Origin of the sequence: Proluteimonas luteida (assembly GCF_021191695.1) — a bacterium.
In the GTDB taxonomy this organism is placed as follows: domain Bacteria; phylum Pseudomonadota; class Gammaproteobacteria; order Xanthomonadales; family Xanthomonadaceae; genus Luteimonas; species Luteimonas luteida.
On sequence record NZ_JAIWPT010000017.1, the window covers coordinates 1 to 23413 of the forward strand.

Annotated in this window: 14 protein-coding genes and 1 tRNA gene; 14 read left to right on the top strand and 1 reads right to left on the bottom strand. The window is 70.0% G+C overall.

Going from position 1 to position 23413, the window contains the following annotated elements; all coding sequences use genetic code 11:
• Positions 1-304 precede the first annotated feature (304 nt).
• From LDO26_RS14340 to LDO26_RS14405, 14 genes are all read left to right on the top strand, one after another.
• Complete coding sequence (locus LDO26_RS14340; protein WP_232131779.1) at positions 305-9049, top strand: glycoside hydrolase family 94 protein; 8745 nt, start codon at positions 305-307, stop codon at positions 9047-9049.
• A complete protein-coding gene (locus LDO26_RS14345; protein ID WP_232131780.1) occupies positions 9049-9327 on the top strand; it encodes a hypothetical protein in 279 nt (92 codons plus the stop codon). Before LDO26_RS14340 ends, LDO26_RS14345 begins: the two co-directional genes overlap by 1 nt.
• An 80-nt stretch (positions 9328-9407) precedes the next feature.
• The gene (locus LDO26_RS14350) at positions 9408-10346 is read left to right on the top strand and encodes an oxygenase MpaB family protein (protein WP_232131781.1); all 939 of its coding nucleotides are present in this window, start codon (positions 9408-9410) and stop codon (positions 10344-10346) included.
• Positions 10347-10678: 332 nt separating this feature from the next.
• Positions 10679-12601, top strand: coding sequence for a threonine--tRNA ligase (gene thrS, locus LDO26_RS14355; protein ID WP_232131782.1), 1923 nt, complete (start codon positions 10679-10681; stop codon positions 12599-12601).
• A gap of 66 nt (positions 12602-12667) precedes the next feature.
• Complete coding sequence (gene infC / locus LDO26_RS14360) at positions 12668-13213, top strand: translation initiation factor IF-3 (protein WP_232131783.1); 546 nt, start codon at positions 12668-12670, stop codon at positions 13211-13213.
• Between the two features lie 373 nt (positions 13214-13586).
• Complete coding sequence (gene rpmI / locus LDO26_RS14365; RefSeq protein WP_232131784.1) at positions 13587-13784, top strand: 50S ribosomal protein L35; 198 nt, start codon at positions 13587-13589, stop codon at positions 13782-13784.
• Between the two features lie 13 nt (positions 13785-13797).
• Positions 13798-14157 (top strand): 50S ribosomal protein L20, encoded by a 360-nt coding sequence (gene rplT / locus LDO26_RS14370; protein WP_232131785.1) that lies wholly within the window; start codon positions 13798-13800, stop codon positions 14155-14157.
• A 169-nt stretch (positions 14158-14326) separates the two neighbouring features.
• On the top strand, positions 14327-15337 hold the full coding sequence (pheS, locus tag LDO26_RS14375; protein ID WP_232131786.1) for a phenylalanine--tRNA ligase subunit alpha: 1011 nt from the start codon (positions 14327-14329) through the stop codon (positions 15335-15337).
• Positions 15338-15467: 130 nt separating this feature from the next.
• Positions 15468-17873: a phenylalanine--tRNA ligase subunit beta gene (pheT, locus tag LDO26_RS14380; protein ID WP_232131787.1), complete on the top strand. Its 2406-nt coding sequence runs from the start codon at positions 15468-15470 to the stop codon at positions 17871-17873.
• 19 nt (positions 17874-17892) lie between these two features.
• Entirely contained in the window at positions 17893-18210 is a 318-nt protein-coding gene (locus LDO26_RS14385) for an integration host factor subunit alpha (protein ID WP_232131788.1), read from the top strand.
• The gene (locus tag LDO26_RS14390; protein ID WP_047136502.1) at positions 18203-18559 is read left to right on the top strand and encodes a MerR family transcriptional regulator; all 357 of its coding nucleotides are present in this window, start codon (positions 18203-18205) and stop codon (positions 18557-18559) included. Before LDO26_RS14385 ends, LDO26_RS14390 begins: the two co-directional genes overlap by 8 nt.
• Positions 18560-18620: 61 nt before the next feature.
• Positions 18621-18697: transfer RNA gene (locus LDO26_RS14395), tRNA-Pro, on the top strand.
• A gap of 358 nt (positions 18698-19055) precedes the next feature.
• The gene (locus tag LDO26_RS14400) at positions 19056-20144 is read left to right on the top strand and encodes an Acg family FMN-binding oxidoreductase (protein ID WP_232131789.1); all 1089 of its coding nucleotides are present in this window, start codon (positions 19056-19058) and stop codon (positions 20142-20144) included.
• Between the two features lie 133 nt (positions 20145-20277).
• A complete protein-coding gene (locus LDO26_RS14405) occupies positions 20278-21351 on the top strand; it encodes a TraB/GumN family protein (RefSeq protein ID WP_232131790.1) in 1074 nt (357 codons plus the stop codon).
• Between the two features lie 88 nt (positions 21352-21439).
• Here LDO26_RS14405 and dxs read toward each other — a convergent pair whose 3' ends face one another.
• Complete coding sequence (gene dxs, locus LDO26_RS14410; RefSeq protein ID WP_232131791.1) at positions 21440-23350, bottom strand: 1-deoxy-D-xylulose-5-phosphate synthase; 1911 nt, start codon at positions 23348-23350, stop codon at positions 21440-21442.
• Between the last annotated feature and the right edge of the window lie 63 nt (positions 23351-23413).

The window sequence follows — 23413 nt, forward strand, 5'->3', positions numbered from 1 at the left end:
TTCCGACGTGCCGAATCTACGCAACAAGCTCGATGGCTTCAGGGCGGGTACGGCATCGTCGGAACCTCCCGGATCACCGGGAGAGTCTGCCTGATCAGGGCTGACTCCAAGACACAAGGGCGGGTCTTGACCCGCCGGGCCGGTCGACGCGAAGGCGGGTCGAGACCCGTCCTACGCCCATCTGGACGGAACCCTGTGGGAGGCGGGCTGCCGCATCGTCACGCGCAAAGCCGACGCACGGTGCGATGCTGACGCAACACAGGCGTTCGGCCTGACAGGACCCTCAATGGCCGCCTCGTCGAGGATGTCCCGCCGCTGGCCGCGGCTGCGCGGCCTGTTCGCGCGTTCGCAACGCCCCGCGGATCCGGCGACGCTGGACGTGGAGGCGCCGTTGCGCGCGCAGTTGTTCAGTGCGGAACAGATGGCGCTGCACGGCAAGGCGCTGGCGCTGACCCATCGCGTGCACCCGGGTCGGGTACCGGACCGGTTGCTGGCGCGGCTCGGCGACAACGCGGCATTGCTGGACGATGCGCGCACGTTCCTGGCGGCGATGGTGCGCGACGATGTCCGCATCGCGCCGGCCGGGGAGTGGCTGCTCGACAATTTCCATCTGGTCGAGGAACAGGTGCGGCTGGCACGCCGGCATCTGCCCAAGGGCTACAGCCGCGAATTGCCCGCACTGTCGCAGGGACCGTCGGCCGGCCTGCCGCGGGTCTACGACCTGGCGATGGAAGCGGTGGCGCATGGCGATGGCCAGGTCGACGCCACGACCCTGCGCCGTTTCGTCGCTGCCTACCAGTCGGTCACACCGCTGACGCTCGGCGAGCTGTGGGCGATCCCGATCATGCTGCGCCTGGCCGTCATCGAGAACCTGCGCCGGATGGCGGTGCGGGTGATGCGCGACGGCCGCGACCACCGGCTGGCGCGGCGCTGGGCGGAACGCCTGAACGCCACGGCGGCGCGCGCGCCGAAGGATGTCGTGCTGGTGGTCGCCGACATGGCGCGCAGCAAGCCGCCGGCGACCGGCGCGTTCGTGGCCGAGCTGACCCGCGGCCTGCAGGGGCGCGGGGCGTTGCTGTCGATGCCGTTGACCTGGGTCGAGCAGTGGCTGACCGACAACGGCCTGCGGATCGAGGCGCTGGTGCATGTCGAGAGCCAGCAGCAGGCCGCCAACCAAGTCTCGATCGGCAACAGCATCGGCAGCCTGCGGTTCCTGGCGACCATGGACTGGCGCGACTACGTCGAGAGCATGAGTCACGTCGATGCGATCCTGCGCCAGGATCCCGGCGCGACCTACCGGTCGATGGATTTCAGCACCCGCGACCACTACCGCCATGCGGTGGAACGGATCGCCCGGCGCGCCGGTGCCAGCGAGACCGACGTCGCCCGGGCCACCGTGCAGCTGGCGCAGGCGCATCCGGCCGATACCATCGAGGCGCACGTCGGCTACTACCTCGTCGACGACGGAGTCGGCCAGACCGCGCAGGCACTGGGCGCCGCGCGGGGCCGCAGGCCGATCCGTGTCGCGCCGCGCACCGTGCCACTGCCGCTGTATCTCGCCCTCATCGCGGTGATCGTCGCGCTGGCGACCAGCGGCATGCTGGGGCACGAGGGCGTGGGCGATGTGGCGTGGGCGCCGGCGTGGCTGCTGGCGGCGCTGGGCGTGCTGGTGTTCAGCGAGCTCGGCATCGCCCTGGTCAACTGGCTGGCGACCGTCGTCGTCCCGCCCAGGCCGCTGCCGCGGCTGGATTTCTCGCACGGCATTCCGGTGGGCGCACGTACGCTGGTCGTGGTGCCGTGCATGTTCGGCGACCCCGCCGAGGTCGACGCGCTGGTCGAGGGGCTGGAGGTGCGGTTCCTGGCCAACCGCGATCCGCATCTGCATTTCGCGCTGCTCAGCGACCATCCGGATGCCGACCAGTCGCAGCTGCCGGACGATGCGGCGACGCTGGCGCATGCGGTCGCACGGATCTCGGCGCTCAACCAGCGTTACCCGACCGAAAGCCCGACGCTCGACGGCGACCGCTTCTTCCTGTTCCATCGCCCGCGGACCTGGAATGCCGGCGAAGGCCGCTGGATCGGCCACGAGCGCAAGCGCGGCAAGCTGGCGGCGCTGAACCGGGTGCTGCGCGGCGGCGATGCGGGTGCGTTCCAGCAGATCGTCGGCGACACCGCGGTGCTGGCGGGCGTGCGCTACGTGATCACGCTCGACAGCGACACCCGCCTGCCGCGCGACGCCGCGCGCGAGTTCGTCGGCACGTTGGCGCATCCGCTCAACCGAGCGCGCTTTGATCCGCAGCGCGGCCGCGTCTCGCGCGGCTACGGCATCCTGCAACCCAGCATCGGCAGCAGTTTCGGCGGGCGCCGCATCACCCGCTACGCGCGGATGTTCGGCAGCGAGCCGGGCATCGACCCGTACACGCGCGCGGTGTCGGACGTCTATCAGGACCTGTTCGGCGAGGGCTCGTTCGTCGGCAAGGGCATCTACGACGTCGACGCGTTCGAGCAGGCGCTGCAGGGCCGTTTCCCGGACAACCGAATCCTCAGCCACGACCTGCTCGAAGGCTGCCATGCGCGCGCCGGGCTGGTCAGCGACGTGCGCCTGTACGAGGACCACCCGTCGCGCTACGCCGCCGACGTCAAGCGGCGCCACCGCTGGATCCGCGGCGACTGGCAACTGCTGCCGTGGCTGCTGCCGTGGGTGCCGACCGCCAGCGGGGCACGCGTGCGCAATCCGCTGTCCTGGCTCTCGCGCGGCAAGCTGGTGGACAACCTGCGCCGCAGCCTGGTGCCGGCATCGCTGCTCGCGCTGCTGCTGCTCGGCTGGCTGACGCTCGCGTCGCCTTGGGCGTGGACCTTCTGGCTGATGACGGTGTTCTTCGCGCCGGTGCTGGTACCCGCGCTGCGCGACCTGCTGTCCAAGCCGCCGGACATGCGTCTGGACACCCACCTGCTGCAGGTCGGCGACGCGGTCGGCCGCGGTCTGCTGCGTGCGGTGGTCAACTTCGCCTGCCTGCCGTACGAGGCGATGTTCAGCCTGTCGGCGATCGTGACGACGCTGTGGCGGACGCTCGTCACCCGGCGTCATCTGCTGCAGTGGAATCCGTCCAGCGAGGTCGAGCGCGCGCTGGGCAGCGGCGTGGCGGCGGAGCTGCGGACGATGTGGATCGCCCCGTTGCTGTCGCTTGCCGTGGCGGCGGCGCTGTGGCGGGTGAACCCGCAGGTCCTGTGGGTCGCCGGCCCGGTGCTGGCGCTGTGGGCGGCATCGCCGCCGCTGATGGCGTGGCTCGGGCGCGCGCCGCCGCAGCGCAGCGCGCAGCTGTCGCCGCCGCAACGCGCGTTCCTGGGCCGGCTGGCGCGGCGGACCTGGGCGTTCTTCGAGGTCAACATCCGCGAGCAGGACCATTGGCTGCCGCCGGACAACATCCAGGAGCATCCCGCGCTGGTCGTCGCGCGGCGCACCTCGCCGACCAACATCGGCCTGTCGCTGCTGGCCAACCTGGCCGCGTGGGACTTCGGCTACCTGCAGGCCGACGCGCTGGCCGATCGCACCCGGCGGGTCTTCGCCACGCTGGACCTGCTGCCCCGGCATCGCGGGCATTTCTACAACTGGTACGACACCGAAACCCTGGCGCCGCTGCCGCCGCACTACGTGTCCACGGTCGACAGCGGCAATCTCGCAGGCCATCTGCTGACCCTGCGCCAAGGACTGCTGACAATGATCGACGCGCCGGTGCTGGCGCCGCGGACCTTCGCCGGACTGGCCGACACGCTGGGCGTGCTGGTGCAGGCCGCCGACGCGCAGGAACAGGCGGACGCGGCATGGGGCGAGGCCTGGGACGCCGCGATCGCCGCGTTCGCGGCGCGGCTGGAGATCGCCATCGTGTCGCCACCGACGACGCTGCACGCCGCGCGCGACACCTTCGATGCGCTGCTGGCACTGGCCGACCCGCTGCTCGGGATGGCACCGCCTTCGTCCGGTGCGGACATGTGCGGCGACGACCCGGCGTACTGGTGCGGGCGCCTGCACGCCGGCTGCCATGACGCGCGCGACCTGCTGCTGGCATTGCTGCCGTCGCCGGATGCGCAGCCCGGGGCCGCGGACGATCCCAGCGCCGCGTCGCTGCCGTCGCTGCGCGAGCTGTGCGCGCCGACCCGCGATCGCGCGGTGCGCGAGCTCGCTCGCGCCCGCGTCCGCGAGCTCGAGCGGCTCGCGCACGTCGCCGGCCAGTTCTCGCTGATGGAGTACGGCTTCCTCTACGATCCGGCGCGGCACCTGCTGGCGATCGGCTACGACGTCGACAACCGCCGGCTCGACCAGGGCCACTACGACCTGCTTGCGTCGGAGGCGCGGCTGTGCAGCTTCGTCGCCATCGCCCAGGGCCAGCTGCCGCAGGACACCTGGTTCGCGCTCGGCCGGCTGCTGACCGAGGTCGACGGCGACGCGACGCTGCTGTCGTGGAGCGGCTCGATGTTCGAGTACCTGATGCCGCAGCTGGTGATGCCGAGCTATCCCGACACGCTGCTGGACCAGACCTCGCGGCACGCGGTGCGCGCGCAGATCGCCTACGGCCGCCAGCACGACGTGCCGTGGGGCATCTCCGAGTCCGGCTACAACGCCGTCGATGCGCGGATGAACTACCAGTACCGCGCGTTCGGCGTGCCACGGCTCGGCCTCAAGCGCGGGCTCGGCGAGGACCTGGTGATCGCCCCCTACGCGACGATGATGGCGCTGATGGTCGAACCGGAGGCGGCGACGCAGAACCTGCAGCGCCTGGATGCGATGGGCTTCTCGGGACGCTTCGGGCTGTTCGAGGCGATCGACTTCACCGCCAACCGGCTGCCGGTCGGGCAGACGCATGCGGTGGTGCGCTCGTTCATGGCCCATCACCAGGGCATGGGCCTGCTGGCGCTCGACCATCTGCTGTGCGGGCAGCCGATGCAGCGGCGGTTCGTCGCCGATGCCGAGTTCCAGGCCACGCTGCTGCTGCTGCAGGAGCGGGTGCCGCGGACCGGGGTGTTCCGCCCGCACGAGGCGGTGTCGGTCGGTGTCCGCACCGCGAGCGCGGTCAACGAGACCCGGCTGCGGGTGTTCCGCACCGCCGACACCGCGCGCCCGGCGGTGCAGATGCTGTCCAACGGCCGCTTCCATGCGCTGCTGACCAGTGCCGGCGGCAGCTACCTGCGCCTGCGCGACATGGCGGTCACCCGCTGGCGCGAGGACGGTACCCGCGACCACTGGGGCAGCTTCTGCTACCTGCGCGACGTCGACAGCGACCTGTTCTGGTCCGCCGCCTACCAGCCGACCTGCGTGCCGGTCGAGCACTACGAGGCGATCTTCTCCGACGCCAAGGCCGAGTTCCGCGGGCGCAAGTCGGGGCTGGAGACGCACCTGGAGATCGCGATCTCGGCCGAGGACGACATCGAGCTGCGCCGGCTGCGGCTGAGCAACCGTTCCCGGCGTCCGCGCACCGTCGAGATCACCACCTACGCCGAGGTGGTACTGGCACCGGCGATCGCCGACGAACTGCATCCGGCCTTCAGCAACCTGTTCGTGCAGACCGAGATCGTGCGCGACAAGCAGGCGCTGCTGTGCACGCGCCGTCCGCGCGCGCAGGACGAGCTGCCGCCCTGGATGTTGCACCTGGTCGCGGCGCACGGCGCCGACATCACCACGATCTCCTACGAGACCGACCGCGCGCGCTTTCTCGGGCGCGGCAATACCCCGCGTGCGCCGCAGGCGATGGCCGCGTCCGGGCCGTTGTCGGACACCGCCGGCTCGGTGCTCGACCCGATCGTCGCGATCCGCATCCGGGTGACCCTGGCGCCGGAGCAGACCGCGATCCTCGACCTGGTGACCGGCGTCGGCGACGACCGCGAGGCCTGCGCCGCGCTGATCGACAAGTACCGCGACCGGCGCCTCGCCGACCGCGTGTTCGACCTCGCCTGGACCCACAGCCAGGTCGTGCGCCGGCAGATCAATGCCTCGCAGGCTGATGCGCAGCTCTACGAGCGCATCGCGGGATTGATGGTGTTCGCGCACCCGTTCCTCCGCGCAGACAGCGCCGTGCTGCTGCAGAACCGGCGCGGGCAGTCGGGGCTGTGGGGGCACTCGATCTCCGGCGACCTGCCGATCGTGCTGGTGCAGATCGCCGATGCCGACAACATCGAGCTGGTGCGGCAGATGGTGCAGGCGCATGCCTACTGGCGGCTCAAGGGCCTGCATGTCGACCTGGTGATCTGGAACGAGGACCAGGCCGGCTACCGGCAGCAGTTGCAGGAGCAGATCCTGGGACTGGTCTCGGCCGGGCCGGAAGGCAACGTGCTCGATCGCCCCGGCGGCATCTTCGTGCGGCCGGCGCAGCAGATCTCCCAGGAGGACCGCATCCTGATCCAGTCGGTGGCACGGGTGATCGTCGGCGACCAGCACGGCACGCTGGCGGCGCAGGTCGGCCGCCACGTGGTGCCCGAACGCAACGTGCCGCTACTGCTGACCCAACTCGCCGACCCGGTGCCGGCGGCCGGGCGCGACGCCGGCGGTCTGCACGGCAGCGGTGGACTGGACGATCTGCCGCCTGGGCCCGCCGACGCGGCGGACGCCTCGTGGCCGTTCGGGACGGTCGCCGACGACCTGCTGTTCGACAACGGCACCGGCGCCTTCGCCGCCGACGGCCGCGAATACGTGATCGTGCTCGAGGACGACGCCAGCACGCCCGCGCCATGGTCCAACGTCATGGCCAACCCGGCGCTGGGTACCGTCGTCAGCGAGAGCGCGCCGGGCTACACCTGGTTCGAGAACGCGCACGAGTTCCGGTTGACGCCCTGGCACAACGACCCGGTGTCGGACACCGGCGGCGAGGCCTTCTACCTGCGCGACGAGGACAGCGGCCATGTCTGGTCGCCGATGCCGCTGCCCAGGCGCGGGCACGGCGCCTACCGCACCCGCCACGGCTTCGGCTACAGCGTCTACGCGCATGTCGAGGATGGCATCGCCAGCGAGCTGTGGGTCTACGTGGCCCTGCGCGACGCGGTGAAGTTCTCGGTGCTGAAGCTGCGCAACCTGTCCGGGCGTGCGCGGCGCCTGTCGGCGACCGGCTACGTCGAATGGATCCTCGGCGACATCCGGGTGAAATCGCAGATGCACGTGGTCAGCGAACAGGACCCGGCGAGCGGCGTGCTGACCGCGCGCAATCCCTACAACACCGAGTTCGCCGGCCGCGTCGCGTTCTTCGACGTCGACGGCGACCGCCGCAGCTTCACCGCCGACCGCACCGAGTTCCTCGGCCGCAACGGCAGCCTGCGCGACCCCGACGCGATGCGGCGCGAGCGGCTGTCGGGCCGGCTCGGCGCCGGGCTCGATCCGTGCACGGCGATCCAGGTGCAGGTCGACCTGGCGCCGGCGCAGGCCACCGAGACGGTGTTCCGGCTGGGCATCGGCGACGACATGCACGCGGCCCTGCAACTGGCCCAGCGGCTGCGCGGCTCGATGCCCGCCCGCGGCGCGCTCGAGGCGGTCCGCCTGCACTGGCAGCATGCGCTGGGCACGCTGCGGGTGGAAACGCCGGAGCCCGCCACCGACCTGCTGGTCAACGGCTGGCTGCTCTACCAGACCCTGGCCTGCCGCTACGTCGCGCGCAGCGGCTACTACCAGTCCGGCGGCGCGTTCGGCTTCCGCGACCAGCTGCAGGACACGATGGCGACCGTGCACGCGTTGCCGGCGCTGACCCGCGCGCACCTGCTGCTCAGCGCCGCGCACCAGTTCCCGCAGGGCGACGTGCTGCACTGGTGGCATCCGCCGGCCGACCGCGGCGTGCGCACGCGCTGCTCCGACGACTACCTGTGGCTGCCGCTCGCCGCGTGCCGCTACCTGGACGTCACCGGCGACGACAGCGTGCTCGACGCGCGCGTGGGCTTCATCGAGGGCAGGCTGGTCAATCCCGACGAGGAGTCGTACTACGACCTGCCGATGCCGTCGGGTCGCGTGCAGTCGTTCTACGACCACTGCGTGATCGCACTGCAGCGCGGCATGTCGCTGCTCGGCGCGCGCGGACTGCCGCTGATCGGCACCGGCGACTGGAACGACGGCATGAACCGGGTCGGCGAGGGCGGGCGCGGCGAGAGCGTGTGGCTGGGATTCTTCCTGTTCGACGTGCTGCAGCGCTTCGCCCCCGTGGCCGAGGCGCGTGGCGACACCGGCTTCGCCGCCACCTGCCGGGAGGCCGCCGCGCAGCTGCAGGCCAACCTCGAGGCGCACGCCTGGGACGGCGACTGGTACCGGCGCGCGTGGTTCGACGACGGCACGCCGATCGGATCGCACGCCAGCGACGAATGCCGGATCGACTCGATCTCGCAGAGCTGGGCGGTGCTGTCGGGCGCCGCCGACCCCGCGCGGGCGCGCCGGGCGATGGCTGCGCTCGATGCCCACCTGGTCAAGCGCGATGCCGGCCTGATCCAGCTGCTCGAGCCGCCGTTCGACCGGACCACGCACGACCCGGGCTACATCCGCGGCTACGTACCCGGCGTGCGCGAGAACGGCGGCCAGTACACCCATGCCGCGGTGTGGTCGGCGATGGCCTTCGCCGCGCTCGGCGACCGCGAGCGCGCCTGGGAACTGGCGCGCATGATCAATCCGGTGCACCACGCCGCGGATGCGACGGGGGCGGCCGTCTACAAGGTCGAGCCCTACGTGCTGGCGGCCGATGTCTATGGCGTCGCCCCGCACGTCGGTCGTGGCGGCTGGACCTGGTACACCGGTTCCGCCGGCTGGATGTACCGGCTGCTGACCGAGTCGCTGCTCGGCCTGCAGCGCAGTGGCGACACCCTGCGGATCGTGCCGTGCATGCCCGCCGCGTGGCCCGGCTACCGGATGCAGCTGCGGCACGGCGCGGCGCTGTATCGCATCGAGGTCGTCCACGTCGATGCAGGGCCGGCGGCACTGTGGCTCGATGGCGCGAGGCAGGACGGCCTGGCGATCGCGCTGCAATCCACCGACGCGGTGCACGAGGTCGTGCTGCAGTGGCCGCGCGACGGCGATGGCGGCGATCCCTGATGGCGCTGCGGCCGGAACTCGAGCACGCGCTGGACGCACTGGCGGCCATGCTGCCGGTGTGGCTGGAGAAGCTGCGCGTGCGCGAGGCGTTCTGGCCGCAGTTCGATGCGCTGTCGCGGCAGATCCTGGCGCGCGCGACGACCGATGCGGAGCGGGTCGGCGTGCAGCGCCGTCTCGACGCGATGCTGGCCGCGCACGATCTCCGGCGGCCTTGCCTCCACCGGCGGGACCACGGCGTCGACGGCGGTGACGGATCGCCGCCCCGGGTTCCCCGATGATGCAACGGGCCGGTCAGGCGATGCGGGCAAGAACCAGTGAGGACTACCCGGCATTTGGTGACAGGCCCTAGCATCGCGGCATGGCATCCGCATCGCCGCTGCTGCAACCGCTGACCGCGCGCATCCGCGCCTGGGTGCTGGGTGCGTTCCCGCGCGGACAGAGCGGCATCGACTATGCGCATCCGCCGGGCGATCCCGGCCTGTTCGGGCCCAATAGCGCCACCTGGCGGATACACGCGGAGTTCCCCGGCATGCTGGCCGGCGGCCTGTGCGCGCTGATGCTGCAGACGCTGCACCCGCGCGCGCTGGCCGGGGTCTGGGACCATTCCAGCTTCCGCGACGATCTGGTCGGCCGGCTGCGGCGCACGACCGGTTTCGTCGCCGGCACCACCTACGCCGGCCAGGCCGAGGCGCAGCGCCTGATCGCGCATGTCGCGGCGATCCACGGCCGCGTCCGCGGCACCACCGCCGACGGCCAGCCCTATGCTGCGGACGATCCCGGGCTGCTGACCTGGGTCCACGTGACCGAGGCCTTCGGCTTCCTGCAGGGCTATCGCCGCTACAGTCCGACGCCATTGCCCGAAGGCGCCGCCGACCGCTACTTCGATGAATCGCGGCGCGTCGCCGAAGCCCTGGGCGCCCGTGACGTGCCGGACTCGGCGGCCGCCGTCGACGCGTATTTCCAGCAGATCCAGGCCGAACTCCGCTTCGATGCACGCTCGCGCGAGGTGCTGGCCGTGCTCGGCACGATCCGGCTGCCGGTGCCGGCGGCCGGCCTGTCGCGCGGGCTTTTCCTGGGCGCCGGTGCGGCGCTGCTGCCGGAGTGGGCGGCCGGCCTGCTCCGGCGTACACCGGCGCAGCGGATGCAGGCCGGGGCCTCGGCGCGGGTGCTGCGTGCATCGTCGCCGCTGTTCCGGCGCGCGCTGTCCGACGGCATCGCGCAGCGCGCCTGCGCACGGGTCGGCGTGCCGGTCGACGCGCTGCACTGCTGGCCGGCGGCGTCGCGCGTGCGACGCTGAGCGCCGGGGTCGATTCCGCGCCCGACGTGCTCCCCTGCGCCACCCAGGGAGGTCCGGCCCGGTCCGGGCTGCCGCCGGCCGCATTCCGCGCTAGAATCGGGGTCCCGCTTCCCTGGAACAGGTGGTCCGCGGTCCTCCGCCGGCCGAGCGTGCGACATGAGCACTACCATCGCCCACCGCTGATCGCGCTTGAGGTCTCCCGACAGGGCGCCCTCGTGGCGCTTTTTGTTTGCGCGAAGCGCAGTGATTCGTGACTGGTGATTGGTGATTCGAAAGAGCCATCGCCGCTTCCACGAATCACCAATCACCAATTCACGAATCACGGCTTTCAAATGATCACCATCACGCTCCCCGACGGCAGCCGCCGCGAATTCGACCATCCCGTTTCCGTCCTCGAGGTCGCACAGTCGATCGGCCCGGGCCTGGCCAAGGCGACCGTCGCCGGCAAGGTCGACGGCCGCCAGGTCGACGCCAGCGACATCATCGACCACGACGCGACGCTGCAGATCCTGACCCCGAAGGATGCCGAAGGCGTCGAGATCATCCGCCACTCCTGCGCGCACCTGGTCGGCCATGCGGTCAAGCAGCTGTACCCGGACGCGAAGATGGTCATCGGCCCCGTGATCGACGACGGCTTCTACTACGACATCTACAGCGAGCGCCCGTTCACGCCGGAGGACCTGGCGGCGATCGAGAAGCGCATGGGCGAGCTGATCGACACCGAGTACGACGTGGTCAAGAAGATGACGCCGCGCGCGGAGGTCATCGAGACGTTCAAGGCCCGCGGCGAGGACTACAAGCTGCGCCTGATCGACGACATGGGGCCGGAGGTCACGCAGATGGGCCTCTACCACCACCAGGAATACGTCGACATGTGCCGCGGCCCGCACGTGCCCAACACGCGCTTCCTCAAGGCGTTCAAGCTCACCCGCATCTCCGGCGCGTACTGGCGCGGCGACTCGAAGAACGAGCAGCTGCAGCGCATCTACGGCACGGCGTGGGCCGACAACAAGCAGCTCAAGGCCTACATCCAGCGCATCGAGGAGGCCGAGAAGCGCGACCACCGCCGCATCGGCAAGCAGCAGGACCTGTTCCACCTCCAGGAGGAGGCGCCGGGCCTGGTGTTCTGGCACCCGAAGGGCTGGGCGCTGTGGCAGGTGGTCGAGCAGCACATGCGCAAGGTCTACCGCGACAGCGGCTACGGCGAGGTCCGCTGCCCGCAGATCCTCGACGTCTCGCTGTGGCAGAAGTCCGGCCACTGGGACAACTACAAGGACAACATGTTCTTCACCGAGTCCGAGAAGCGGACCTACGCGGTGAAGCCGATGAACTGCCCCGGCCATGTCCAGGTGTTCAACCAGGGCCTGCACAGCTATCGCGACCTGCCGATCCGCTACGGCGAGTTCGGCTCCTGCCACCGCAACGAGCCCTCCGGCGCGCTGCACGGCATCCTGCGCGTGCGCGGCTTCACCCAGGACGACGGCCACGTGTTCTGCACCGAGTCGCAGATCGAGTCGGAGGTCACCGCGTTCCACCGGCAGGCGCTGGCGGTCTACGAGACCTTCGGCTTCGGCAGCGCGTCCAGCGACGCCATCCAGATCAAGATCGCGCTGCGTCCCGAGTCGCGGCTCGGCGACGATGCCACCTGGGACAAGGCCGAGGCCGCGCTGCGCAACGCGCTGTCGGCCTGCGGCGTGGCCTGGGAGGAACTGCCGGGCGAGGGCGCGTTCTACGGCCCGAAGATCGAGTACCACCTCAAGGACGCGATCGGCCGCACCTGGCAGCTGGGCACGATGCAGGTGGATTTCATGATGCCCGCGCGCCTGGGCGCGGAGTATGTCGACGAGCACAGCCAGAAGCAGGTGCCGGTGATGCTGCACCGGGCGATCGTCGGCTCGATGGAGCGCTTCATCGGCATCCTGATCGAACATCACGCCGGCGCCTTCCCCGCATGGCTGGCGCCGGTGCAGGCGGTGGTGATGAACATCACCGATGCGCAGGCGGATTTCGTTTCCGACGTAAGGAAATCCCTTGCAAATCAAGGGGTCCGGGTCGAGGCCGATTTGCGGAACGAGAAAATCGGCTATAAGATTCGCGAGCACACGCTGCTGCGGGTACCGTATCTGCTCGTGGTTGGGGACCGCGAGAAGGAAAACGGCGCAGTCGCCGTTCGGACGAGGGCCGGGGAGGATCTGGGCACGATGTCGATCGACGACTTTGTTTCGCGCCTTCGCGCGGAGCCCGTTTCAGCATGAGTTCTTCACCGGCGCGGGTCCACCATTGGCCGCGCCGGTCGCCCCGCCAGCTGACGAGCCGGCGGCATGTTCCATATTGGAGATTGCAGTATTAGCACCCCTGACAAGCAGAATCGGCGCAACCAGGACATCCGCGTACCCCGTGTGCGCGTGATCGGTTCCGACGGAGAAATGATCGGCGTCCTCTCGCGCGACGAAGCGCTGAAGGCAGCCGAGGAAGAAGGTCTCGACCTGGTGGAAATCCAGCCGAACGCGGATCCGCCGGTCTGCAAGATCATGGACTTCGGCAAGTTCCGCTTCGAGCAGCAGAAGAAGGCCAACGAGGCGAAGAAGAAGACCCGCCAGCAGGAGATCAAGGAACTGAAGTTCCGCCCCGTGACCGACGAGGGCGACTACCAGATCAAGCTGCGCAAGATGCGCGGCTTCCTGGAGGAAGGGGACAAGATCAAGGTCAACATCCGGTTCCGTGGCCGCGAGATGAGCCACCAGGAGCTGGGCCGCGAGATGGCCGCGCGCATCGAGGCCGATCTGGGCGACGACATCGTCATCGAGTCGCGCCCGCGCCTCGAAGGCCGCCAGATGGTCATGATGATCGCCCCCAAGAAGAAATGATCTTTCGCGCCTCCGGCGCGAAAGACGTCCCGTTCCCCTCCCGCGTGCGGGAGAGGGTTGAGGGTGAGGGAAGGCGCCGCAAGGCGCCTCTCTTCGTTTTCGGACCTGCGGAACTGTCTGCGCCAGCCAAGTGCAGCCCCCAGCCCGCCCCAACCCGATGATTTGCAAGCCAAACCCAAGGCCGGCATAATGGCCGGCTCCGGTTCGCCGGAGCGCTGTACGTGTCACCAGGACCGCCTTGATTCCCTTGGGGAATCAAAGGTTTGAAACCGGCAGGGGCAGGATGGAAAGCCCGTCCGGGTCGCGCGACAACGTCGCCGGCCTGAGGATGGCGCCCGGGCCAGTCACAAGAGACCTACCAAGGACAATCGCAATGCCCAAGATCAAGACGCATCGGGGTGCGGCCAAGCGCTTCCGGAAGACCGCTTCCGGCAAGTACAAGGCCGGCCATGCCAACCGCAGCCACATCCTCACCAAGAAGTCGACGAAGCGGAAGCGCAATCTCCGTCAGACGAACCACATCCCGGCGTGCGACAGCGGTCGTCTCGACCGCATGCTGCCGTATCTCTGAGGAGGACTGAACCATGGCACGAGTCAAACGTGGTGTGCAGGCACGCCGCCGTCACAAGAAGGTCCTCGGCCGCGCGAAGGGCTATTACAACGCCCGCCGCAAGGTCTTCCGCGTCGCCAAGCAGGCCGTCATCAAGGCCGAGCAGTACGCGTACATCGGCCGCAAGCAGAAGAAGCGCAATTTCCGCTCGCTGTGGATCACCCGCATCAACGCCGCCGCACGCGCCAACGGCATCAGCTACAGCCGTTTCATGAACGGCCTGCTGAAGGCCGGTATCACCCTGGACCGCAAGGTCCTGGCCGATATCGCCGTGCACGACGCCGCCGGCTTTACCGCGCTCGCCGACAAGGCGAAGGGCGCGCTGGCGGCCTGAGGCCGCTGTCTCCACCGTAAAGCGGCATGGCGGAGTGGCTCCGCCGGACACGTGGGGAAGGGCGCAAGTCCTTCCCCATTGTTTTTTGCGGCGCCGCCGGTGCCGCGTGCGAATGTCTCGCAAGGGTCGCGTGGCCGGCCTTCCCCAGCAATGACGGGTGCGTAGAGCGATGAGCGGAATCGAATCACTGTCGGCGCAGGCGCTGGCCGACATCGGGGCGGCGCAGACGCCCGAGGCGCTGGAGGCGCTGCGGGTCGCGCTGCTCGGCAGGAGCGGCAGCATCACCGCGCAGCTCAAGGCGCTGGGGGCGTTGCCGGGCGACCAGCGCAAGGCCGCCGGCGAGGCGATCAACCGCGCCCGGGACGCCGTCGGGCAGGCCCTGTCCGCGCGCAAGGCCGCGCTCGACGATGCCGCGCTCCAGGCGCGCCTGGCCGCGCAGACCATCGACGTCTCGCTGCCCGGACGCGATGCCGGCACCGGCGGCGTGCATCCGATCAGTCGCACCCTCGAGCGCATCACCGACATCTTCGCGCGGCTGGGCTACGAGCTGGCCGACGGCCCGGAGATCGAGGACGACTGGCACAACTTCGAGGCGCTGAACTTCCCGCCGCACCACCCCGCGCGGGCGATGCACGACACCTTCTACTTCGGGGACGGGCGCCTGCTGCGCACCCATACCTCGGGCGTGCAGGTGCGCTACATGGGCCGGCTTGTCGATGACGGCGGCGCGCCGCCGCTGCGCATGATCGCGGCCGGCAAGGTCTACCGCTCCGACAGCGACCAGACGCATTCGCCGATGTTCCACCAGGTCGAAGGCCTGCTGGTCGACGAGCGCGCGACGTTCGCCGACCTCAAGGGCACGCTGGCCGAGTTCGTGCGCGCGTTCTTCGAGCGCGATTTCGAGATGCGCTTCCGCCCGAGCTACTTCCCGTTCGTGGAGCCGGGCGCGGAGGTCGACATCGCCTGGCAGCAGGCCGACGGCAGCACGCGCTGGCTCGAGGTGCTGGGCTGCGGCATGGTCCACCCGAACGTGCTCAAGGCCTCTGGCATCGATCCGGAACGCTACACCGGCTTCGCCTTCGGCCTCGGCGTCGAGCGTTTCGCGATGCTGCGCTACGGCGTCGACGACCTGCGCGCGTTCTTCGACAACGATGTGCGGTTTCTCAAGCAGTTTGCTTGAGAAACGGGATTGGTGATTCGTGATTGGTGATTCGTAGCAGCGGATCACGCGCACGTCCACCGATCGCGGAGATGCCGCTTTTTCGAATCACGAATCACGAATCACCAATCACGAATCACGGAATTTCAGCATGAAATTCAGCGAAAACTGGCTCCGCCAGCACGTCAAGACCGATGCGACCCGCGAGCAACTGGCCGCGACGCTGACCGCGATCGGCCTCGAGGTCGAGGACATCACGCCGCTGGGCGAGGCGCTGGACGGCGTGGTCGTCGCGCGCATCGTGTCCGCGGAGAAGCATCCCGAGGCCGACCGCCTGCAGGTCTGCCAGGTCGACGCCGGCCTCGATGCGCCGCTGCAGATCGTCTGCGGGGCGCCGAACGCGCGGCCGGGGCTGGTCGCGCCGCTGGCGACGATCGGCACGCGGATTGGCGGGATCACCATCAAGGCGGCGAAGCTGCGCGGCGTCGCCTCCAACGGCATGCTGTGCTCGGCGAAGGAGCTCGGCGTCGACGCCGATGCATCCGGCCTGCTGGAACTGCCGGACGACGCGCCCGTCGGCGCGCCGCTGGCCGGCTATCTCGGGCTGCCGGATGCGACGTTCGAGCTCAAGCTCACGCCCAACCGCGCCGACTGTTTCAGCGTGCGCGGCATCGCGTTCGACGTCGCCGCGGCGTTCGGCAGCCAGGTCGCCGCGCTCGACGCCGCGCCCGTCGCCGCGCCCGTCGCCGCGCAGTCCGATGCGCGGCTGGCGGTGACGCTGGACGCCGGCGCCGATGCGCCGCGGTACCTCGGCCGCGTCATCGAGGGCGTCGACGCGAGCCGGCCGACGCCGCTGTGGATGGCCGAGCGCCTGCGCCGCAGCGGCATCCGCCCGGTCAGCTTCCTGGTCGACGTCACCCAGTACGTGATGCTGGAACTCGGCCAGCCGATGCACGCCTTCGACCGCGACCTGCTGCACGGCCCGGTCGGCGTGCGTCGCGCGCGCAAGGGCGAGACGCTGAAGTTGCTCGACGGCCGCGACGCGACGCTCGACGAGCAGTTCCTGGCGATCACCGACGAGAGCGGTCCCGATGGAAGCCGCGTCGTCGCGCTGGCCGGCCTGATGGGCGGCTTCGACACCCGGGTCACCGATGCGACGCGCAACGTGTTCCTGGAGGCCGCGCATTTCGCGCCCGACGCGATCATCGGCCGCAGCCGCCGGCTGGGCCTGCACACCGACGCGGCGCACCGCTTCGAGCGCGGCGTCGATCCGGAACTGCCGGCCGCCGCGATCGAGCGGGCGACGCGCCTGATCCTCGACGTCGCCGGCGGCGTGCCCGGGCCCGTGGTCGCGGCCGAGCTCGACGCGCACCTGGCGCAACCGCGGGTCATCCCGCTGCGCCGCGCGCGGCTGCAGCGCGTGCTCGGCCTGTCGATCGGCGATGCCGAGGTCGCGCGCATCCTGCGCGCGCTGGGGCTGGAGGTCGCCGGATCCGCCGACGGCTGGCAGGTCACCGCACCGACCCGCCGCTTCGACCTGGCGATCGAGGAGGACCTGATCGAGGAGATCGTGCGCATCCACGGCTACGACCGGGTGCCGACGACGCTGCCCGGAGGCGCGGCCCGCATTGCCGCTCCCAGTGAAACGCAGCTGGCCGAGGCCGAGCTGCGCCGCCAGCTGGTCGCGCGCGATTGCCTGGAAACCGTGAACTACGCCTTCGTCGACGCAAGCCTGCTGCGCGACTGGCAGCTCGAGGCCGGCAGCGTGCCGCTGGCCAATCCGTTGAGCGCCGAGCTCGGCGTGATGCGCACCGCGCTGCTGCCCGGGCTGGTCGACGCGCTGGCGCGCAATCTCGCGCGCCAGCAGTCGCGCGTGCGCCTGTTCGAACTGGGCAAGGCGTTCGCCGCCGCCGGCACGCAAGGCGATGCGCCGGTCGAGACGCCGCGCATCGCCGCCGCGGTCGCCGGCGACAGCCGCGGCGAGCAGTGGGGCGAGGCCGCGCGCCCGGCCGACTACTTCGACCTCAAGGGCGACCTGGAAAGCCTGGCCGCGCTGTCGGGCGCGACGCTCGCGTTCGTGCGCGCAACCGCCCCATTCGGGCATCCCGGCCGTTCGGCCGACGTCCTGCGCGACGGCGTGCGCGTGGGCTGGATCGGCGAGCTGCATCCGCGCCTGCTGCGCGCCCGCGACATCGACGTGCCGGTGATCGCATTCGAACTCGATGCCGAGGCGCTGCGCCGGCGGCCGTTGCCACGCGCGCGCGCGCTGTCGAAATTCCCGTCCGTGCGCCGGGACCTGGCGGTCGTGGTCGCCGAATCGGTGCCCTGGTCGGCGCTCGAGGCGACGATCCGGGCGGCCGCGGGCCCGTTGCTGGCCGATGTGCGGCTGTTCGACCGTTACGCCGGGCAGGGGGTCGAACCGGGATGCAGGAGTCTCGCCATGGGCTTGATCCTGCAGGAGAATTCGCGCACCCTGACCGACCGCGATGTGGATGCGGTGGTAACGGACGTGATCGCCGCGCTGCAGCGCGAGCATGACGCGAAGATCAGAGGCTGAGGACGCAGGGGTAATCAGCATGGCATTGACCAAGGCGGACATGGCCGAGAAGCTCTACGAGGAAGTCGGCCTGAACAAGCGCGAGGCGAAGGAATTCGTCGACGCCTTCTTCGACGTGCTGCGCGAGGCGCTGCAGGGCGGGCGCCAGGTCAAGCTGTCGGGCTTCGGCAATTTCGACCTGCGCCGCAAGAACGAGCGCCCCGGCCGCAATCCCAAGACCGGCGAGGAGATCCCGATCTCCGCGCGTACCGTGGTCACGTTCCGCCCGGGCCAGAAGCTGAAGGAACGCGTCGAGGCCTACGCCGGCAGCGGCCAAGGCGGAGCGGCGCATGCTTGACCCGGGCAGCAACCGCGAGCTTCCGCCGATCCCGGCCAAGCGCTATTTCACCATCGGCGAGGTCAGCGAGCTGTGCGACGTCAAGCCGCACGTGCTGCGCTACTGGGAGACCGAATTCCCCAGCCTCAGCCCGGTCAAGCGCCGCGGCAACCGCCGCTACTACCAGCGCCACGACGTGCTGATGGTGCGCCAGATCCGCGGCCTGCTGTACGAGCAGGGCTACACCATCGGCGGCGCGCGCCTGCGGCTCGAGGGCGAGGGCGCCAAGCAGGAATCCGCACTCAGCAGCCAGATCGTGCGCCAGGTGCGCATGGAGCTCGAGGACGTGCTGCAGCTGCTGAAGCGTTGAGCGCAGGTCAGCAGAGCGAAGGCTAGGGGAAATCCCCGAGGCCCGGTATAATTTCCGATTCCGGGGTATAGCGCAGCCTGGTAGCGCACTTGTCTGGGGGACAAGTGGTCGTCGGTTCGAATCCGGCTACCCCGACCATTACATTTCGCCCGGAGCCATCCGGGACACCGGAAAACCCCTGGTCTTCAGGGGTTTTTTTGTGCTTCTCCGGTTTTCGGGATTCCTCGATCATAGGTCGGGGCAACGCTCCCGACAGCGGAGCCTCCGGCTGGGCCGGATCGGCGGAGTCCACGACGCCTCGCGAACCCGAAACGCCGCGCACGTCGGCCGCGTGGGGCCGACCTACGCAAGGTCCGGGCAGCCGTCTTCCCCTGTCATGTCGAGAAATCGAGTCGGAAGCGCTTGCCGGTTGCGTAGGACTGTTCTCCGCTAGGTTGACCGAAGTCAATGCCCTGTCACGCCACGGGCGTACAGTGGCTTCGACCAGGAGGATGCGATGAAACGGCGAAACGTGCTGGCCGGCGTCGGCGGTGCGGTCGTGCTGGCGGGGGCCGGCGCGCTGGGCTGGCGCTCGGCGGTCGGTTCTGCGGGCGACTACCAGGCCTATACCGAAAGACTGCGGGCGCCGTTGCCGGCGCATGCCGGGATCGAGGACCTCGTCCGCTACGCGACGCTTGCCGCCAACAGCCACAACACCCAGCCCTGGCGCTTCCGCGCCGGGCCGGCCCTGCTCGACATCCTGCCCGACCTGTCGCGCGCCACGCCCGCGGTCGATCCGGACGACCATCACCTGTTCGTCAGCCTGGGCTGCGCCGCCGAGAACCTGGCCATCGCCGGTGCCGCGAGCGGGCGGCCTGGTGAATTGATGCCGCAGGAAGACGGCAGCGTCCGCTATGCCTACATCGAATCCGGGTCGCGTCCCGACCCGCTGCTGGCGGCGATTCCGCAACGGCAGTCCACGCGCGCCCTGTATGACGGCCGCCCCGTTGCCGCCGCGGACATCGAGACGCTGCAGCGCGCCGCCCGCATGCCGGGCGTACGCATGCTCATCCTGACCGATCGCGCGCAGGTCGACCGGGTGCGCGACCTGGTCGTCGCCGGCAATGACGCGCAGATGGCCGATCCCGCCTTCAGGGACGAGCTGAAGGCCTGGCTGCGCTTCAATCCGCGCAGCGCCATGGCGACGGGCGACGGCCTGCTGTCGGCCGCGACCGGCAATCCGTCGCTGCCGGACTTCCTGGGGCGCCGTGCCTTCGATGTCTTCGTCAATGCCGCGTCAGAGAACGAGAAATGCGCCCGGCACATCGATTCCTCGGCAGGCATCGCGGTCTTCCTCGCCGAACGCGAGGACAGGGCGCACTGGGTCGCCGTCGGTCGTGCCTGTCAGCGGTTCGCGCTGGCCGCGACCACGCTCGGGCTCAAGCACGCCTACGTCAACCAGCCCGTCGAGGTGGCGGCGTTCCGTCCTGAACTGGCTGCGCTCGTCGGGGTGCCGGGCATGCGGCCGGACCTCGTGTTGCGCTTCGGCCGTGGACCGACGCTTCCGTACTCCCCGCGCCGTCCGCCGTCGGCCGTCCTGGGCTAGTCCGGAAGCCAAAGGCTTGCTGAACGAAACGGAACGCGATCGTTGCGATCCGGGCGATGGTGGCCGATCGGCGCTTGCGCGCCCCGCTGCGCGGCGGGTGTAATCGCCCGATCCCGTCACCGGAGCACAGGGAATGTCGCCACGTTCGATCACGCGCGGTCTGATGGCCCTGGGGCTGTGCCTCGCCTGGCTGTCCGCCTTCCCGCAGGCGCCTGTCGAGCCCGGTTCCGGCCCCGGTGGCGATTCGGGTGTCGATGACGGCATCGTCGCGACCCTTGTCGCGGAAGACGACGACATCGTCGACATGGGCGTGGTAGTGGTATCCGGCGTACAGCCCGGCCCGGGCCTGTGGCGCGTGTCCCGCGACGGGCACACGCTGTACGTGCTCGGCGAAGTCTCGCCATTGCCGCGCCGCATGGACTGGATGTGGAACGAGGTGGAGACGGTGGCCGCGCAGTCGACGGTCATCCTGGCCTCGCCCGCGGTCTCGATGGGCAGCGACATCGGTGCCTTCCGCGGACTGATGCTGGTGCCGTCGCTGCTGCGCGCGCGCCGCAATCCCGGCGGCAAGCGTCTGGCGGACGTGGTGCCGGCGGAATCCTATGCGCGCTGGCAGTCGTTGAAGGCGCGCTACATGGGCGCCAGCAACCGGGTCGAGCGCTGGCGGCCGATCTTCGCCTCGCAGGAGCTCTACAACGATGCGATCAAGCAGGTCGGCCTGCGCCAGGACAGCGTGGTCCAGCCGCTGGTCGCCCGGGTCGCCAAGGCGCATGCCATTCCGGTGGTGTCGACGACGGTCGAGATCAAGGTCGAGGACCCGAAGGCACTGATCCGGGAGTTCGGCAGCGGCCCGCTCGACGACGTGGCCTGTTTCGACCGCACGCTGGCCCGGATCGAACACGACCTGCAGCGCATGGGCGAGCGCGCCAATGCGTGGGCGACCGGCGACATCGAGGCGCTGCGCGCACTGCCGACGCAGAGCCAGTTCGCGGCCTGCATGCGGGTGCTGACCGAAAGCGGCATCGCGCAACGCCTGGGCATCACCGACATCGACCAGCAACTGGAAACGCGCTGGCTGGCGGCCGCCGAGCAGGCGCTGGCCGACAACGCCACCAGTTTCGCGACCCTGCCGATGTCGCTGGTGCTCTCGCCGGACGGCTATCTGGCGAAGCTGGCGGAGAAGGGCTACGCGGTCGAGGCGCCGTAACGTTCGGCGGCGGGGCATGGGGCGGTCGAGACCCCGCCCGATGTATGGACTCGCGCCATCCCGTAGAGCCGAGCCCATCGCATTACCATCATCCCGCGACGCTGCGCACGGCCTGTGGCGCTGCCGCGAGATCCGGCCAGCGCGCCAGCAGTGCGGCGCGGATGCCGGCGGGGTCGAGGCCGGCCTCGGCCAGCAGTTCCTCGCGGCTGGCGTGGTGCTGGAACGCATCCGGCAGGCCCAGATGCAGCATCGGCATCGTGATGGCTTCCGCGCTCAGCAGCTCGGCGACACCGGAGCCGGCGCCGCCGGCGACGACATTGTCCTCGAGGGTGACGAAGCCGTCGTGGGTCGTCGCCAGTTCCAGCAGCAGGTCGCGGTCGAGCGGCTTGACGAAGCGCATGTTGACGAGCGTCAGCCCGAGTTCCGTGGCGACCTGTTCGGCCGCCGGCACCAGTGCGCCGAAGGCCAGCAGCGCGATGCGCTGGCCACGCCGGCGCAGTTCGGCCTTGCCGATCGGCAGCGGTTCGAGGCCGGCCTGCAGCGGGACGCCGGGACCGGTGCCGCGCGGGTAGCGCACCGCGGCCGGGCCCTGATGCAGGAAACCGGTGCTGAGCAGCTGCCGGCATTCGTTCTCGTCGGCCGGCGCCATGACCACCATGTTCGGTACGCAGCGCAGGAAGCTGAGGTCGAGGTTGCCGGCATGGGTCGCGCCATCGGGGCCGACCACGCCGCCGCGGTCGATCGCGAACAGCACGTCGAGGTCCTGCAGGGCCACGTCGTGCACCAGCTGGTCGTAGCCGCGCTGCAGGAACGTCGAATAGATCGCCACGACCGGCTTGGCGCCCTCGCAGGCCATGCCCGCGGCCAGCGTCACCGCGTGCTGCTCGGCGATCGCGGTGTCGAAATAGCGGTCCGGGTATTCCCGGCTGAAGCGCACCAGGCCCGAGCCTTCGCGCATCGCCGGGGTGATGCCGAGCAGGCGGTCGTCGGCGGCGGCCATGTCGCACAGCCAGTCGCTGAAGACGTCGGTGTAGGTCGGCTTTTTCGCGCCGCCCTTCGCCACCACCCCCTTGGTCGGGTCGAACGGCGAGACCGCGTGGTAGCCGATCTGGTCGCCCTCGGCCAGTTCGTAGCCCTTGCCCTTGGTGGTGATGACGTGCAGCAGCTGCGGCCCCTTGAGGCCCTTGAGCGTCTTCATCGCGCCCAGCAGCGCCGGCAGGTCGTGGCCGTCGATCGGACCGGTGTAGTGGAAGCCCATTTCCTCGAACAGCGTGGACGGCACGAACATGCCCTTCCAGTGTTCCTCCCAGCGCTTGACGAAGCGCGCCGGCGGCTTGTTCTTGTCGCCGAGCAGTTTCTTGCCGCCCTCGCGCAGCGCGTTGAGGGTCTGGCTGCCGGTCATGCGCCCCAGCATCCGGGTCAGGCCGCCGACGGCCTCGCTGATCGACATGCGGTTGTCGTTGAGGATCACCAGCAGGTCGGGGTCGGTGTCCATGCCGCCGGCGTGGTTCAGGGCTTCGAAGGCCATGCCCGCGGTCATCGCGCCGTCGCCGATCACCGCGACCACGCGGCGGTCGTTGCCGGCGCGCGCGTTGGCGACCGCCATGCCCAGCGCGGCCGAGATCGACGTGCTGGAATGGCCGACGCCGAAGGTGTCGTACCCGGACTCCTCGCGCTTGGGGAACGGCGCCACGCCGCCCGACTGCTTGACCGTGTGGATGCGATCGCGGCGTCCGGTCAGGATCTTGTGCGGATAGGTCTGGTGGCCGACGTCCCAGACGATGCGGTCGTCGGGGGTGTCGTAGAGGTAGTGCAGGGCGGTGGTCAGTTCGATGACGCCCAGCCCGGCGCCGAAATGGCCACCGCTCCTGCCGACGGATTCGATGAGGTAGGCGCGCAGTTCGTCGGCGATCGCGGGCAGTTCGGACTCCTCGAACTGGCGCAGGTCGGACGGCGCGTCGATGCGCGCGAGGCGCGGATAGCGCGAGGAATCGATCATCCGCCAATTGTAAGGCTTGGCGCCCGGGCTGGCGTCATCGCAGTGTCATCAAGCGGTGGCGGC

What these genes read in the sequence shown, in the direction of transcription:
- rpmI (WP_232131784.1), top strand. Translation starts at nt 13,587, where the DNA reads ATGCCCAAGATCAAGACGCATCGGGGTGCGGCCAAGCGCTTCCGGAAG.
- LDO26_RS14385 (WP_232131788.1), top strand. Translation starts at nt 17,893, where the DNA reads ATGGCATTGACCAAGGCGGACATGGCCGAGAAGCTCTACGAGGAAGTC.
- LDO26_RS14390 (WP_047136502.1), top strand. Translation starts at nt 18,203, where the DNA reads ATGCTTGACCCGGGCAGCAACCGCGAGCTTCCGCCGATCCCGGCCAAG.
- infC (WP_232131783.1), top strand. Translation starts at nt 12,668, where the DNA reads ATGTTCCATATTGGAGATTGCAGTATTAGCACCCCTGACAAGCAGAAT.
- thrS (WP_232131782.1), top strand. Translation starts at nt 10,679, where the DNA reads ATGATCACCATCACGCTCCCCGACGGCAGCCGCCGCGAATTCGACCAT.
- dxs (WP_232131791.1), bottom strand. Translation starts at nt 23,350, where the DNA reads ATGATCGATTCCTCGCGCTATCCGCGCCTCGCGCGCATCGACGCGCCG.
- LDO26_RS14400 (WP_232131789.1), top strand. Translation starts at nt 19,056, where the DNA reads ATGAAACGGCGAAACGTGCTGGCCGGCGTCGGCGGTGCGGTCGTGCTG.
- pheT (WP_232131787.1), top strand. Translation starts at nt 15,468, where the DNA reads ATGAAATTCAGCGAAAACTGGCTCCGCCAGCACGTCAAGACCGATGCG.
- LDO26_RS14345 (WP_232131780.1), top strand. Translation starts at nt 9,049, where the DNA reads ATGGCGCTGCGGCCGGAACTCGAGCACGCGCTGGACGCACTGGCGGCC.
- rplT (WP_232131785.1), top strand. Translation starts at nt 13,798, where the DNA reads ATGGCACGAGTCAAACGTGGTGTGCAGGCACGCCGCCGTCACAAGAAG.
- LDO26_RS14340 (WP_232131779.1), top strand. Translation starts at nt 305, where the DNA reads ATGTCCCGCCGCTGGCCGCGGCTGCGCGGCCTGTTCGCGCGTTCGCAA.
- LDO26_RS14350 (WP_232131781.1), top strand. Translation starts at nt 9,408, where the DNA reads ATGGCATCCGCATCGCCGCTGCTGCAACCGCTGACCGCGCGCATCCGC.
- LDO26_RS14405 (WP_232131790.1), top strand. Translation starts at nt 20,278, where the DNA reads ATGTCGCCACGTTCGATCACGCGCGGTCTGATGGCCCTGGGGCTGTGC.
- pheS (WP_232131786.1), top strand. Translation starts at nt 14,327, where the DNA reads ATGAGCGGAATCGAATCACTGTCGGCGCAGGCGCTGGCCGACATCGGG.